Annotated in this window: 12 protein-coding genes; 8 read left to right on the top strand and 4 right to left on the bottom strand. The window is 73.1% G+C overall.

Going from position 1 to position 13778, the window contains the following annotated elements; genetic code table 11:
* Positions 1–16: 16 nt before the first annotated feature.
* Complete coding sequence (locus AB0412_RS02370) at positions 17–802, bottom strand: PspA/IM30 family protein (RefSeq protein WP_366400554.1); 786 nt, start codon at positions 800–802, stop codon at positions 17–19.
* Between the two features lie 266 nt (positions 803–1068).
* Here AB0412_RS02370 and AB0412_RS02365 point away from each other — a divergent pair, with 266 nt between their 5' ends.
* Both AB0412_RS02365 and AB0412_RS02360 read left to right on the top strand, forming a co-directional pair.
* Positions 1069–1707, top strand: a complete 639-nt coding sequence (locus tag AB0412_RS02365) for a DUF3043 domain-containing protein (protein ID WP_366400809.1) — start codon at positions 1069–1071, stop codon at positions 1705–1707.
* A gap of 83 nt (positions 1708–1790) precedes the next feature.
* A complete protein-coding gene (locus tag AB0412_RS02360; RefSeq protein ID WP_366400553.1) occupies positions 1791–2492 on the top strand; it encodes a methyltransferase domain-containing protein in 702 nt (233 codons plus the stop codon).
* Positions 2493–2539: 47 nt separating this feature from the next.
* Here AB0412_RS02360 and AB0412_RS02355 read toward each other — a convergent pair whose 3' ends face one another.
* Positions 2540–2752 (bottom strand): hypothetical protein, encoded by a 213-nt coding sequence (locus AB0412_RS02355; protein WP_366400552.1) that lies wholly within the window; start codon positions 2750–2752, stop codon positions 2540–2542.
* A gap of 115 nt (positions 2753–2867) precedes the next feature.
* Between AB0412_RS02355 and AB0412_RS02350 the strand changes: the two genes are divergently transcribed.
* Entirely contained in the window at positions 2868–4067 is a 1200-nt protein-coding gene (locus tag AB0412_RS02350) for a bifunctional adenosylcobinamide kinase/adenosylcobinamide-phosphate guanylyltransferase (protein ID WP_366400551.1), read from the top strand.
* 7 nt (positions 4068–4074) lie between these two features.
* On the opposite strand, the gene AB0412_RS02345 is transcribed toward AB0412_RS02350, so the two are convergent.
* The gene (locus AB0412_RS02345; protein WP_366400550.1) at positions 4075–5226 is read right to left on the bottom strand and encodes a class I SAM-dependent methyltransferase; all 1152 of its coding nucleotides are present in this window, start codon (positions 5224–5226) and stop codon (positions 4075–4077) included.
* A gap of 179 nt (positions 5227–5405) precedes the next feature.
* Between AB0412_RS02345 and cobT the strand changes: the two genes are divergently transcribed.
* Positions 5406–6581 carry a nicotinate-nucleotide--dimethylbenzimidazole phosphoribosyltransferase gene (gene cobT / locus AB0412_RS02340; protein ID WP_366400549.1) on the top strand — a complete coding sequence of 392 codons (1176 nt, stop codon included), beginning with the start codon at positions 5406–5408 and terminating at the stop codon, positions 6579–6581.
* Positions 6582–6599: 18 nt separating this feature from the next.
* Here cobT and AB0412_RS02335 read toward each other — a convergent pair whose 3' ends face one another.
* Entirely contained in the window at positions 6600–7364 is a 765-nt protein-coding gene (locus AB0412_RS02335) for a hypothetical protein (protein ID WP_366400548.1), read from the bottom strand.
* Positions 7365–7424: 60 nt separating this feature from the next.
* On the opposite strand from AB0412_RS02335, the gene AB0412_RS02330 reads away from it, so the two are divergent.
* The 4 genes from AB0412_RS02330 to sucB all read left to right on the top strand — a co-directional run bounded on the left by AB0412_RS02330 (position 7425) and on the right by sucB (position 13586).
* A complete protein-coding gene (locus AB0412_RS02330) occupies positions 7425–8216 on the top strand; it encodes an adenosylcobinamide-GDP ribazoletransferase (protein WP_366400547.1) in 792 nt (263 codons plus the stop codon).
* Positions 8217–8434: 218 nt separating this feature from the next.
* The gene (locus AB0412_RS02325) at positions 8435–9970 is read left to right on the top strand and encodes a leucyl aminopeptidase (protein WP_366400546.1); all 1536 of its coding nucleotides are present in this window, start codon (positions 8435–8437) and stop codon (positions 9968–9970) included.
* A 355-nt stretch (positions 9971–10325) separates the two neighbouring features.
* Positions 10326–11714 (top strand): dihydrolipoyl dehydrogenase, encoded by a 1389-nt coding sequence (lpdA, locus tag AB0412_RS02320; protein ID WP_366400545.1) that lies wholly within the window; start codon positions 10326–10328, stop codon positions 11712–11714.
* Between the two features lie 63 nt (positions 11715–11777).
* Complete coding sequence (sucB, locus tag AB0412_RS02315) at positions 11778–13586, top strand: 2-oxoglutarate dehydrogenase, E2 component, dihydrolipoamide succinyltransferase (protein WP_366400544.1); 1809 nt, start codon at positions 11778–11780, stop codon at positions 13584–13586.
* Positions 13587–13778: the final 192 nt, after the last annotated feature.

Here is a 13778-nt window from a genome sequence, read left to right as displayed (position 1 = left end):
TCGGCGTGGGCGTGGGCTACTGCTTGTCGAAGCGCGGGGTGTCCTGCGGCTGCTGCTGGGCCTGCTGCTGTCCGTTGCCGCCCTCGATGGCCTGCTGGCCACCCGTGCTGCCACCGGCCAGCTCCGCCTTCATGCGCTGGAGCTCCAGCTCCACATCCGTACCACCGGAGAGGCGGTCCAGCTCGGCCTGGATGTCGTCCTTGTGCATGCCGGAGGGGTCGTCGAGGGCGCCGGAGGCGAGCAGTTCGTCGATCGCGCCGGCCCGCGCCTGGAGCTGCGCGGTCTTGTCCTCGGCCCGCTGGATGGCCAGCCCCACGTCGCCCATCTCCTCGGAGATGCCGGAGAAGGCCTCGCCGATCCGGGTCTGCGCCTGGGCGGCGGTGTAGGTGGCCTTGATGGTCTCCTTCTTCGTGCGGAAGGCGTCCACCTTGGCCTGGAGGCGCTGGGCCGCGAGGGTGAGCTTCTCCTCCTCGCCCTGGAGGGTCGCGTGCTGGGTCTCCAGGTCGGTGACCTGCTGCTGGAGGGCCGCGCGGCGGGAGAGCGCCTCGCGGGCGAGGTCCTCGCGGCCGAGCGCGAGCGCCTTGCGGCCCTGGTCCTCCAGCTTGGACGACTGCGACTGGAGCTGGTTGAGCTGGAGTTCCAGCCGCTTGCGGCTGGTCGCCACGTCGGCGACACCGCGGCGGACCTTCTGGAGCAGCTCCAGCTGCTTCTGATACGAGTAATCGAGGGTCTCGCGCGGGTCCTCGGCCCGGTCAAGGGCCTTGTTCGCCTTCGCGCGGAAGATCATCCCCATACGCTTCATGACACCGCTCATGGGCTTCGCGCGCCCCCTTCTGACGGACTTCAGCTCCAGCACCTGCGACAGAACCCACAGTACGGGCCCTGACTCCATTACCGCACTGTCCGGGGACGGATGCGCTCATCCCCAAGGACGACTGAGCATCCTCCCGATCCGGCGTAGGGAGTAGGTGATCCCCGGGGTCGGCCTGGGGCTCACCCGGAGACGTACACAACGTCCCCTCTGTCCCCTTACAGACGACTGGTGTTGCCGGATCGTTCCCCGCGGGGCTGGGGTCCAACCCCGGGCACCCCGTACCCTTGGGTTTTGTGTTCCGTAGCCGTGCCAAGGAAGAGAAGGCCCCGACCGCCGACAAGGCGACGGTGACCGACTCCAAGCAGACCCGTCACCCCGAGGCCCCGAAGGGCCGCCCCACGCCCAAGCGGAGCGTGGCGCAGTCCCAGCGCCGCAGCGTGGCCAATACGTCGATGACGCGCAAGGAGGCCGCCAAGCGGCAGCGTGAGGAGCGGCGAGCCGCGCTGGAGCGGCAGCGTCAGGCGCTGGCCAGCGGCGACGAGCGGTATCTGCCCGCCCGTGACAAGGGCCCGGTGCGCCGGTTCGCGCGTGACTTCGTCGACTCGCGGTTCAACATCGCCGAGTACTTCCTGCCGATGGCCGTGGTCATCCTCGTGCTCAGCATGATCCAGATGCCGGCGCTGCAGAACATCGCGCTGCTGCTGTGGCTCGTGGTGATCGTGATGATCGTGCTCGACTCGATCGTCACCGGCTTCCGGCTGAAGAAGCAGCTGGCGGCGCGCTTCCCCGACGACAACCGCCGTGGCGCGGTGGCGTACGCGCTGATGCGTTCGCTGCAGATGCGCCGGCTGCGGCTGCCCAAGCCCCAGGTCAAGCGCGGGGAGCGGCCCTGAGCACGACGCCGTTCGCCGGCGGCGCGGCCGAGGCCTGGCTGAGCGGGCTCGGTGCTCTGCGGGACGTCGTCCGGCAGGAGCTGGTGGCCCGCCAGCTGGACGAGCAGATAGCGGGGCGCTTCCCGGTCGGGCGGCGGCTGCGGGTGCTGGACGTGGGCATGGGCCAGGGCACGCAGGCGCTGCGGCTGGCCCGGGCCGGTCACCAGGTGACCGGTCTGGAACGAGACGCGACGATGATCGCGGCCGCGCGGGAGTCCCTCGCGCGGGAGCCGGAGGGCATCCGGGAGCGGATGCGGATCATCGAGGGGGACGGCCGGGACACCGGTGTGCACTTCCTGCCGGGCAGCTTCGACGTGGTGCTGTGCCACGGCGTGCTGATGTACGTCGAGGAGCCGGACCCGCTGGTTGCGGGGCTGGCCCGGATGCTCGCCCCGGGCGGGCTGCTGTCGCTGCTGGTGCGCAACGGCGACGCGCTGGCGATGCGGCCGGGACTGTCCGGCGACTGGGCGGGCGCGCTGGCCGCCTTCGACACGACCGCCTACACCAACCGGCTCGGGCTCGACGTGCGCGCCGACCGGCTGAAGAACCTGACGGCGACGCTCGCGGGGATCGGGGCGCCGCTGCACACCTGGTACGGGATACGGGTCTTCACGGACACGGCGGCCGACGGCTGCCGTGTCCCGGACGACCTGGAGACGCTCCTCGCGGTCGAGGAGCGGGCCGGACGCACGGACCCGTATCGCGGGGTGGCGGCGCTGCTGCACCTGTGCGGCGTGCGCGGCTGAGGCCCCGGGCCGGGGGCGAGGGCCGGATCCGCCCCCGCCCCGACGGGTCACGCCTCGTCGGCGTGCAGGCTCATCGGTCCGTAGATCTCGGTGGTGTCCTCCAGCAGCCGCACCTGGTCGGCGCCGCCCTCCAGCAGGGCCTTCCAGTTCTCCCCGATCCAGGACTCGGCGTCCCCCTGCGTGGGAAACTCCTCCGGCGGCACCGCGGGCTCGACCTGCGTCCCGTCGGCCTTCTCGAACCGCCACGTCCATGCCGCCATGTACGCCTCCCATGGGTGTGAGCACACTGCACAGCAGCAGCCGGATCTTGATCCGGCTGCTGCCCAGAGCCTAGTCGGACGCGCAGGAGCTGTGGGGACACGGGAAAATCGGGACGTGGAACTTACTCTGCTCGGTACCGGTGCCCCCGCGGGACTCCCCCGCCCCGACTGTCCCTGCGCTGTCTGCGCGTCCGCGCTCGGGCCCGATGCGCGGGCGGCGACCGCAGTGCTGGTGGACGGGGCGCTGCTGCTGGACCTGACGCCGGGTGCCGCCTTCGCCGCCGCGCGTGCCGGGCATTCGCTGAGCGGGGTGCGGCAGGTGCTGCTGTCGCATCCGCACGACGGGCCCGCGGTCGAGGTGCCGGCCGGGCTGCCGCAGCCCGGACGGGTGCCGGACGGGCGGGAGTTGGCCCTGCTGACGGGGCATCGGGTGCGGGCGGTGGCGCTGGACGCGCCCGGCACCGGGTACGCGGTGACCGGGCCGGACGGGCAGCGCCTGCTGTATCTGCCGCCGGGCGGGGCGCCGGCCGGGCTGGAGGAGCCGGCCGAGCCGTACGACATGGTGCTGCTGGACGTGGTGGGGCGGCCGGACGCGCTGGCGAGGCTGCGGGAGGTGGGCGCGGTGGGGCCGACGACGGATGTCGTCGCCGTCCACCTCGACCACGACGTGCCGCCGGGCGCGGAGTTGCGGCGCCGGCTCGCGGCGGCCGGGACGCGCGCCGTGCCGGACGGGACGACGCTCCAGGTGGGCGCGTACGAGGACGTGCCCGATGTGCCGCGGCGGACGCTGGTGCTGGGCGGCGCGCGCTCGGGCAAGTCGGTGGAGGCAGAGCGCCGGCTGGAGTCGTTCCCGGAGGTGCTGTACGTGGCGACCGGCGGGTCGCGCAACGGGGACACCGAGTGGGCGGCGCGAGTGTCGGCGCACCAGGAGCGGCGGCCGGGGTCGTGGCGGACCGTGGAGACCTGCGATCTGGTGCCCCTGCTGAAGGACGACGGTCCTCCGCTGCTGATCGACTGTCTGTCGCTGTGGCTGACCGACGCGATGGACTCGGTCGGGGCGTGGGACGACGCGGAGTGGGCGGACGGCGGGGAGCGGACGCTCAGGGAGCGGGTGCGGGAGCTGACGGAGGCGGTGCGCGAGACCCGGCGGACGGTGGTCGCCGTGTCCAACGAGGTGGGTTCGGGGATCGTGCCGGCCACCGCGTCCGGCCGCCGCTACCGGGACGAACTGGGGCGGCTGAACGCGGCGTTCGCGCAGGAGTGCGAGCAGGTGCTGCTGGTCGTGGCGGGGCAGGCGGTCGTGCTGCGCGGGTGAGGATCCGTCAGCGGGCGGTCGCCCGGGGCTTTCTGGCGATGATCCGGTAGGCGTTGGCGAACGGGGTGTGCCGCAGCACGGGCGCGAGGCCCAGGTCGGCCACCGCTGCGGCGGCGACCAGCGGGATCCCCGCGTGCAGCAGCGCCGTCCGCAGGTGCTGCCGGCCGGGGGTGGGCGGGATGGCGCGCCAGGGGGTGTCCGGGGCGGGCAGGGCGTGGGAGAGGGCGAGGGCTGCGGCACCGGCCAGGTCGTGCGGGACGTGCGCGGCGCGGTGCCCGGCGGTGACGATCGCGCAGCCGTGCTCCTCCAGTTCGGTACGGAGGTTGCGCAGGGGCAGCAGATGCAGCCGGCGGGGCTGGTCGTAGGGCAGCCACCAGCGGCCGAGCAGGGCCGCGAACACGCAGCGCGGGTCGAGGGTCTCGATCAGCAGGTGCCCGCCGGGGCGCAGCGCGTCGAGGGCCGCGAGGAGTTCCGCGCGGGGGTCGGTGGTGTGTTCCAGGTGGTGCAGCAGGCTGACGATGTCGTAGCGGCCGGCCACGCGGGCGCGGATCCGGGGGTCGGTCAGCGCCCCTCGGTGGGCCTCCTCGATCCGGCCGAGGGTGCGGGCCCGTTCGACGCGGGCGGTGAGGTCGGTGCCGTCGAAGGCGGTGTACGGGAAGAACTCGCGGGCGGTCTCCGGGAAGCGGGCGTGGCCGGTGCCGACGTCCAGCCAGCTCTCGGGTTCGCCGAAGCGGAGCATCGCGCGGGCGGCGGCGCGGCGGCGGTGGCGGGCGGCGCGCAGCGCGAGGACGCCCTCGGTGGCGGGGTCCCGGGGGGCTCCGGGCACGGCCCGCTGGTAGAAGGCGAGGCCCTCGGCGGTGAGGCGGGGGTTCTGGAAGGTGTGGCCGCAGTCCCGGCACTCGTCGACGGTGAACAGGCCCGGCCGGTGCTGCCGCAGGTCGCCGGTGCGCAGCCGGTTGCGCAGCCGGGCGGACCCGCACCACGGGCAGTCCTCGCGGCGCGGCTCGTGCACCCGGGTGGAGACGTGGGGGTGCGCCACGGGCGCCGCGGGGGCCACGGATGCCGGGGGGCCCGCGGGCGCCACCGGGGCCTTGGGGGCCATGGGGGCCATGGGCACGTCGGGCAGGGCGCGTGCGGCGGGCGGCGGCGGTGCGGTCATGGCGGCTCCCGGGCGAGAGGGCGTGCGGGACGGGCGTACGACAATCCCGAGCAAAACGTTACGTAGGGGATGGCGATGGGCGGTGCAACGGCGCGGTGGTGGCGTGGTGGCGGTGAGCGCCCTGGCGCGGAGGTGACGGGGGGCGGTCGTGTTCGATCGGGGCCGGTACTGTTCGGCGAATGAGCTCGCTTAATCTCGACGACTTCAACGATCTGATCGAGCGTCCGGACGGCGGGGTGCGCCGTGACGCGGAGGCGCACCGGGAGCGCCGGATCGTGCCGCCCGGATCGCTGGGCCGCCTCGACGACCTGGGTGAGTGGCTGGCGGCGGCGCAGGCCGCGGCGCCGGTGCGGCCGATCGAACGGCCGCGGGTCGTGCTGTTCGCCGGGGACCACCGGATCGCCGAGCTGGGCGTCTCGGCGCGGGCCGCGGGCAGTGCGGCGCAGCTGGTGCGGGAGGTGCTGGAGGGCGGCCGTCCGGTGTCGGTGCTGGCCCGGCGGCTGGGCGTGCCGGTGCGGGTGGTCGACATGGCCCTGGACTGCGACCCGGGGTCGCTTCCGGAGGACGTCGTGCGGCACCGGGTGCGGCGCGGCAGCGGGCGGATCGACGTCGAGGACGCGCTGAGTGCGGAGGAGGCCGAGGCGGCGTTCCGCGCGGGGGTCGCGGTGGCCGACGAGGAGGCCGACTCCGGTACGGATCTGGTGGTGCTCGGCGATGTCAGCGTGGGCGGGACGACCGCTGCGGGCGTGCTGGTGGCGGCGTTGTGCGGGACGGACGCGTCGGTGGTCACCGGGCGCGGCGGGCTGGCGATCGACGACCTGGCGTGGATGCGCAAGTGCGCGGCGATCCGGGACGCGCTGCGACGGGCCCGGCCGGTGCTCGGCGACCAGTTGCAGTTGCTGGCGACGGTGGGCGGGGCGGACCTCGCCGCGATGACGGGCTTCCTGCTGCAGGCCGCGGTGCGCAAGCTGCCGGTCGTGCTGGACGGGGTGGTCACGGCGGCGTGCGCGCTGGTGGGCCAGCGGATCGCGTTCCGCGCGCCGGACTGGTGGCTGGCCGCGCACGACAGCGGCGAGCCGGGCCAGGCGAAGGCACTGGACCGGATGGCGCTGGAGCCGCTCCTGGCCCACGACGTGAAGGTGGGCGAGGGCGTCGGCGGTCTCCTGGCCCTCCCCCTGGTCCAGGCGGCGGCGGCACTGGCGGCGGAGCTGCCGGAGCGTCCCGAGGAGCGGGAGAAGCCGGGCTACACAGGTGAGGGTGGCGCCGGGACAGGTGAGGGTGGCGCCGGAACAGGTGGAGGTGGCGCAGGGGAGGCGCAGGAGCAGCACGCCTCGTCGGCCGAGCAGTCCGGCTAGCCGCGGCGGCCCGCCGCCTCACCGGCGTTCGAGGGGGCGCGGCGGGTTCGGGTCGGGCCTGCCGCCGATCAGATCCTGGATGGCGCGGCGCGGGCCGGACCAGCGGCGGTCGTGGCGATAGGCCCGCAGGATGCTCTTGGCCCGGGCCCGCGGACGGCGCCGGTAGAAGCGTTTCGCCCACGGTGAGGCGGGGCGGGCCAGCCGCAGCGAGCCGATCAGGGCGACGACGGGGACGATCACGCCGAAGATGGCGATCCGTGTCTTGCCCTTGCTGAGCGCGATCAGCGAGAAGAGGAAGTTGACCGCGACGTTCGCGGCAACCACGGCACGGTTCTGCTGCTCATCCGCATCGAGGTCGTTGACGCCGAACGGCAGGAAGCCCGCCAGCAGCAGCAAGCCCAGCGCGGCGGTCAGGACAACCACCTCGACGCTCTTGCGGCCGGCCTCGGTCCAGTACACGTCGTCGAGATGGAGGATCAGCGCGAACTCGTCCAGTACGAGCCCCGCACCGATACCGAAGACCACCGCGGCGAGCGCCGACCCGAAGCCGTGCCGCCCGCCCGCCACCGCGCAGAAGCCGCCGATGACGGTGAGGACCACCCCGGGCACGACGTGGTGAATGTGCAGCTCACCGGCCTTGACGTTGCCGAAGGGCCCCTTCCCGGCCCGGATCATGCGGGTGATGATCCGGGTGATCACGAAGGTGAGGACGAAGGCCGTGAGAGCGAGGAGCAGCGGCAGTTTGCCCGGCTCGATGATGTTCCGCTCCCACCACTGTCCCATATGCGCACTTTATCCACGGCCGTCGCCGGTGCCCTGCTGACCGCCGGGTAATCTGCGCCGGTGCCCGCCCCCTCCAAGCCCCGCCCGGCCGACGGACTGCGCTTCGCCTTCGGCACCCTCACCGTGCTCCCGGTCAGGGTGACCCGCTGGGACCGCCCGGCCGCACGCGCCGGGATGCTGTGCGCCCCGCTGGCCGGGTTCGTCGTCGGTGCGGTGGCCGCCGCCGCCGGGTTCCTGCTGCTCCTGCTCGGTTCGGGTCCGCTGCTCGCCGCCGTGGCCACCGTCGCCGTACCGGCCGTCCTGACCCGCTCGCTGCACCTCGACGGGCTGGCCGACACCGCGGACGGGCTCGGCAGCGGCAAACCCGCCGAGGACGCCCTGCGGATCATGAAGCAGTCGGACATCGGGCCGTTCGGCGTGGTGACCCTCGTTCTCGCCCTGCTGGCCCAGGTGGCCGCCTTGACCACGGCGTACGACGACTCCCCCGCCCGGGGTGTGCTCGCCGCCGTCGTCGCCGCGACCGCGGCCCGGCTCGCCCTCACGCTGGCGGCCCGCACCGGGGTTCCGGCCGCGCGTCCGGAGGGACTGGGGGCGGCGGTCGCCGGCGCCGTCCCCGCCGTGGGCGCGGCGGCCGTCGGCCTCGCGGTGACCGGTGCGTCGGCGGCGGCAGGCGGCCTGCTCGGACCGGACGGCGCCGTGCGGATGCTCCTCGCCGTGGCCCTGTCCGTCGCCGCGGCCGAACTGCTGCTGCGGCACTGCGTACGGCGCTTCGGCGGCGTCACCGGCGACGTCTTCGGCGGGCTCGCGGAGACCGCGGCGACGACGGCGCTGGTCGTGGCGTCACTGAACTGAACCGCCCGGTTCCCGCTTCCGCTCAGCGCTGAGTGAACCCCACATGAATGAGCGAACGCACATACGCGCGTAGTCTCGTCCCGAGTGTTCGCCGCACCGGGGAAGGCCCCGCCGAGACCGCACCCCCCAGGTCGCAGACCGGGGTCGGCCCGCCGGGCCCGGTCGACCCACACCTTTCGGCCACAGCAACTTCACATCGGAAGCGAGATTTCACCACCGTGACTGCTCTCACTCTCAGCACCGCCGCGGCGCCCGGCCTGCGGGCCGACGCGATCGTGATCGGTGTCGCCAAGGGCACCGGGTCCGCGGGCCCGGTCGTCGCACCCGGCGCCGAGGCCGTGGACAAGGCGTACGACGGCAAGCTCGCCGGCGTCCTGGAGACTCTCGGCGCGTCCGGTGCCGAGGGCGAGGTGACGAAGCTCCCCGCGCCGGCCGGCTTCAAGGCGCCGGTCGTGGTGGCGGTGGGCCTGGGTGCCCAGCCCGAGAAGGACGCCGCCTACGACGCCGAGGCGCTGCGCAAGGCCGCCGGTGTCGCCGCCCGTGCCCTCGCCGGCTCCAAGAAGGCCGCGTTCGCGCTGCCGCTGGGCGACGCCGGTGATGTCGGCGCCGTCGCGGAGGGCGTGCTGCTCGGGGCGTACTCCTTCGACACCTACAAGGAGAACGGCAAGGACGCGAAGAACGGCAGGAACGGCAAGGCGCCGCTCGCCGAGGCCGCGATCCTCGGCGGCAAGCCCCGTGACCGCGCGCACAAGGCCGCCGTCGAGCGGGCCACCGCCGTCGCCGAGGAGCTCAACCGCGCCCGCGACCTGATCAACACCCCGCCGAACGACCTGAACCCCGAGGCGTTCGCCGCGGTCGCCGCGGCCGCGGCGAAGGAGCACGGCATCAAGGTGCAGGTGCTCGACGAGAAGGCCCTGACCAAGGGCGGCTACGGCGGCATCCTCGGCGTCGGCGCCGGGTCCGCGTCCGGGCCGCGCCTGGTGAAGCTGTCGTACACCTCGTCCAAGGCGAAGAAGCACCTCGCGTTCGTCGGCAAGGGCATCACCTACGACTCGGGCGGCATCTCGCTGAAGCCGGCCGGGCACAACGAGACGATGAAGTGCGACATGAGCGGTGCGGCGGCGGTCTTCGCCGCGGTCGTCGCCGCCGCACGGCTGGGTCTCGAGGTCAACGTCACCGGCTGGCTGGCGCTGGCCGAGAACATGCCCTCCGGTTCGGCGACCCGTCCGGGTGACGTGCTGCGCATGTACAGCGGCAAGACCGTGGAGGTGCTCAACACCGACGCGGAGGGACGGCTGGTGCTCGCCGACGCGCTGTGGGCGGCGTCCCAGGAGAAGCCGGACGCGATCGTGGACGTGGCGACGCTGACCGGGGCGATGGTGCTGGCGCTGGGCAACCGGACGTTCGGGATCATGGCGAACGACGACGCGTTCCGCTCCGCGGTGCACGAGGCGGCGGAGGAGGTCGGTGAGCCGGCGTGGCCGATGCCGCTGCCGGAGCACCTGCGCAAGGGGATGGACTCGCCCACGGCCGACATCGCCAACATGGGTGAGCGGATGGGCGGCGGGCTGGTCGCCGGTCTGTTCCTGCGGGAGTTCGTGGGTGAGGGGATCACCTGGGCGCACCTGGACATCGCCGGGCCTGCGTTCAACGAGGGCGGGCCCTTCGGGTACACGCCGAAGGGTGGGACCGGGTCCGGGGTGCGGACGCTGGTTCGCCTCGCGGAACTTACGGCTGCGGGGGATCTGGGCTGAGTTGTCTTCTGGGCGCCGGGGCCTCGTGTGCGGGTAGGGCGAGGACCCGGCGCCTGCTCACTCCGTTGGGTTGCGTCGTGGGCGGCTGCGGGTCTGTGGGGGCTGGTCGCGCCCACGCGGCGGAGCCGCATATCGATACAGCCCCGCGCCCCTGTGAGGTCGGTCGGCTCCCCTCTCCCGGTCACGTGGGGTGTCTCACACCACGGCCCCGCGTCTCGTACGGGCGGGACAAGTGCGAAGATGGGGCTCGGCAGGACAGGGCCCCACCGAAGGGCCGAAAGCAAAGAGCGGCCGGACACCAGCCGCCGACCGGTCACTGGAGACCGGCGTGGCGCACATGCATGGAGGACGTGACGTGGCGAACGACGCCAGCACCGTTTTCGACCTAGTGATCCTCGGCGGTGGCAGCGGTGGATACGCCGCGGCCCTGCGCGGGGCGCAGCTGGGCCTGGACGTCGCCCTGATCGAGAAGGACAAGGTCGGCGGCACCTGCCTGCACCGAGGATGCATCCCCACCAAGGCCCTGCTGCACGCGGGCGAGATCGCCGACCAGGCCCGCGAGAGCGAGCAGTTCGGTGTGAAGGCCAGCTTCGAGGGCATCGACGTACCGGCCGTCCACAAGTACAAGGACGACGTGATCTCGGGCCTGTACAAGGGTCTGCAGGGGCTCATCGCCTCCCGCAAGGTGACCTACATCGAGGGCGAGGGCCGGCTGTCCTCGCCCACGTCCGTCGATGTGAACGGTCAGCGGATCCAGGGCCGCCACATCCTGCTGGCGACCGGCTCCGTGCCGAAGTCGCTGCCGGGCCTGGAGATCGACGGCAACCGCATCATCTCCTCCGACCACGCCCTGGTCCTGGACCGCGTGCCGAAGTCCGCGATCGTCCTCGGCGGCGGTGTCATCGGCGTCGAGTTCGCCTCCGCGTGGAAGTCCTTCGGCTCGGACGTCACGATCATCGAGGGTCTGAAGCACCTCGTCCCGGTCGAGGACGAGAACTCCTCCAAGCTGCTGGAGCGGGCCTTCCGCAAGCGCGGCATCAAGTTCAACCTGGGCACCTTCTTCCAGAAGGCCGAGTACACCCAGGACGGTGTCAAGGTCACCCTGGCCGACGGCAAGGAGTTCGAGGCCGAGGTCCTGCTCGTGGCCGTCGGCCGCGGCCCGGTCTCGCAGGGCCTGGGCTACGAGGAGGCCGGGGTCGCCATGGACCGCGGCTACGTCCTCGTCGACGAGTACATGCGCACCAACGTCCCGACCATCTCCGCCGTCGGTGACCTGGTCCCGACCCTCCAGCTCGCGCACGTCGGCTTCGCCGAGGGCATCCTGGTGGCGGAGCGTCTGGCCGGTCTCAAGGTCGTTCCGATCGACTACGACGGCGTCCCGCGGGTGACGTACTGCCACCCGGAGGTCGCCTCCGTCGGCATCACCGAGGCCAAGGCCAAGGAGATCTACGGCGCGGACAAGGTCGTCGCTCTGAAGTACAACCTCGCGGGCAACGGCAAGAGCAAGATCCTCAAGACCGCGGGCGAGATCAAGCTCGTCCAGGTCAAGGACGGTGCGGTGGTCGGCGTCCACATGGTCGGCGACCGTATGGGCGAGCAGGTCGGCGAGGCCCAGCTGATCTACAACTGGGAGGCGCTGCCGGCCGAGGTGGCCCAGCTCGTCCACGCCCACCCGACGCAGAACGAGGCGCTCGGCGAGGCCCACCTGGCGCTGGCGGGCAAGCCGCTGCACTCCCACGACTGACGCCTTCCGTCATTCGGGCGCGACGACACAGACTTCCGCACTTTTAAAGGAGCAACCGAAACCATGGCGGTTTCCGTAACCCTTCCGGCGCTCGGTGAGAGCGTCACCGAGGGCACTGTCACCCGCTGGCTGAAGGCCGAGGGCGAGCGCGTCGAGGCCGACGAGCCGCTGCTCGAGGTGTCCACCGACAAGGTCGACACCGAGATCCCGGCCCCCGCCTCCGGCGTGCTGTCCTCCATCAAGGTCGCCGAGGACGAGACGGTCGAGGTCGGCGCCGAGCTGGCCCTGATCGACGACGGTTCCGGCGCCCCGGCGGCCGAGCAGGCCCCGGCCGCCGAGCAGGCCGCCCCACCGGCTCCCGAGCCGCAGCCGCAGGCCCAGCCGTCCACCGAGCAGGCCGCCCCCGCCCCGGCACCCACCGCCGAGGCTGCGGCCGGCGGCGGCTCCGCCCAGGGCACGGACGTGGTCCTGCCCGCGCTGGGCGAGTCCGTCACCGAGGGCACCGTCACCCGCTGGCTGAAGTCGGTCGGTGACACCGTCGAGGCCGACGAGCCGCTGCTCGAGGTGTCGACGGACAAGGTCGACACCGAGATCCCCGCCCCCGCCTCCGGCACCCTGCTGGAGATCGTGGTCGGCGAGGACGAGACCGCCGAGGTCGGCGCCAAGCTCGCCGTCATCGGCGAGGCGGGTGCCGCTCCGGCTGCCGCCCCGGCCCAGCCGGAGCCCGCTCCGGCCCCGGCGCAGCCCGAGCCCGCCCCGGCTCCGCAGCAGGCCGCCCCGGCCCCCGCTGCTCCGGCCGCCCCGGCTCCGCAGGCCCCGGCCGCCCCTGCCCCGGCCCCGGCCCCGCAGCAGGCCGCCCCGGCGCCTGCCGCTCCCGCCCCGGTCACCCCGGCACCGGCCGCGCCTGCCGCCGCCCAGCCGACCGACGAGGGCGCCTACGTCACCCCGCTGGTGCGCAAGCTCGCCGCCGAGAACGGCGTCGACCTGTCCACCGTCAAGGGCACGGGCGTCGGCGGCCGGATCCGCAAGCAGGACGTCCTCGCCGCCGCCGAGGCCGCGAAGGCCGCCGCCGCTGTCCCGGCCCCGGCCGCGGCTGTGACTGCCGGGGGCCCTGCCGCCAAGAAGGCCCCGGTGCTCGAGGCGTCCCCGCTGCGCGGCCAGACCGTGAAGATGCCGCGGATCCGCAAGGTCATCGGCGACAACATGGTCAAGGCCCTGCACGAGCAGGCCCAGCTGTCCTCGGTCGTCGAGGTCGACGTCACCCGCCTGATGAAGCTGCGCGCCCGCGCCAAGGACGCGTTCGCGGCGCGTGAGGGCGTCAAGCTCTCCCCGATGCCGTTCTTCGTCAAGGCGGCGGCCCAGGCGCTGAAGGCCCACCCGGCCATCAACGCCAAGATCAACGAGGCCGAGGGGACCATCACCTACTTCGACACCGAGAACATCGGTATCGCGGTGGACTCCGAGAAGGGCCTGATGACCCCGGTCATCAAGAACGCCGGCGACCTCAACCTCGCCGGTATCGCCAAGGCCACGGCGGAGCTGGCGGGCAAGGTCCGCGGCAACAAGATCACCCCGGACGAGCTGTCCGGCGCGACCTTCACCATCTCCAACACCGGTTCGCGCGGCGCGCTGTTCGACACGATCATCGTGCCGCCGGGTCAGGTCGCGATCCTCGGCATCGGCGCCACGGTCAAGCGCCCGGCGGTCATCGACACCGAGGACGGCCCGGTCATCGGCGTCCGCGACATGACGTACCTGACCCTCTCCTACGACCACCGCCTGGTCGACGGCGCCGACGCGGCCCGCTACCTGACGGCGGTCAAGGCCATCCTGGAGGCAGGCGAGTTCGAGGTCGAGCTCGGCCTGTCGTAACACCGCTCAGCGGTAGTCAGGCCAAGGTGCCCCCGCCTGGAAGTTCCGGGCGGGGGCACCGACCTGTTCTTGAGGGGCGCGGGGAACTGCGCGACGAGCCACAACGCACCCGCAGCCGCCCGACAACGGAACCAACCGAGCTCCCAGGCGCCCCACACACCCCGTGTAAGTCTCGTCTCACCTGCACGAAAG

It is taken from the genome of Streptomyces sp. NPDC052012 (assembly GCF_040689265.1).
In the GTDB taxonomy this organism is placed as follows: Bacteria; Actinomycetota; Actinomycetes; order Streptomycetales; family Streptomycetaceae; genus Streptomyces.
Note: the sequence above shows the minus strand (reverse complement) of the source record. Positions and strands in the feature narration are given on the sequence as shown.

Coding starts and splice junctions, on each gene's coding strand:
- sucB (WP_366400544.1), top strand. CDS start 11,778: ATGGCGGTTTCCGTAACCCTTCCGGCGCTCGGTGAGAGCGTCACCGAG.
- AB0412_RS02355 (WP_366400552.1), bottom strand. CDS start 2,752: ATGGCGGCATGGACGTGGCGGTTCGAGAAGGCCGACGGGACGCAGGTC.
- AB0412_RS02345 (WP_366400550.1), bottom strand. CDS start 5,226: ATGACCGCACCGCCGCCGCCCGCCGCACGCGCCCTGCCCGACGTGCCC.
- AB0412_RS02335 (WP_366400548.1), bottom strand. CDS start 7,364: ATGGGACAGTGGTGGGAGCGGAACATCATCGAGCCGGGCAAACTGCCG.
- cobT (WP_366400549.1), top strand. CDS start 5,406: ATGAGCTCGCTTAATCTCGACGACTTCAACGATCTGATCGAGCGTCCG.
- AB0412_RS02370 (WP_366400554.1), bottom strand. CDS start 802: ATGAAGCGTATGGGGATGATCTTCCGCGCGAAGGCGAACAAGGCCCTT.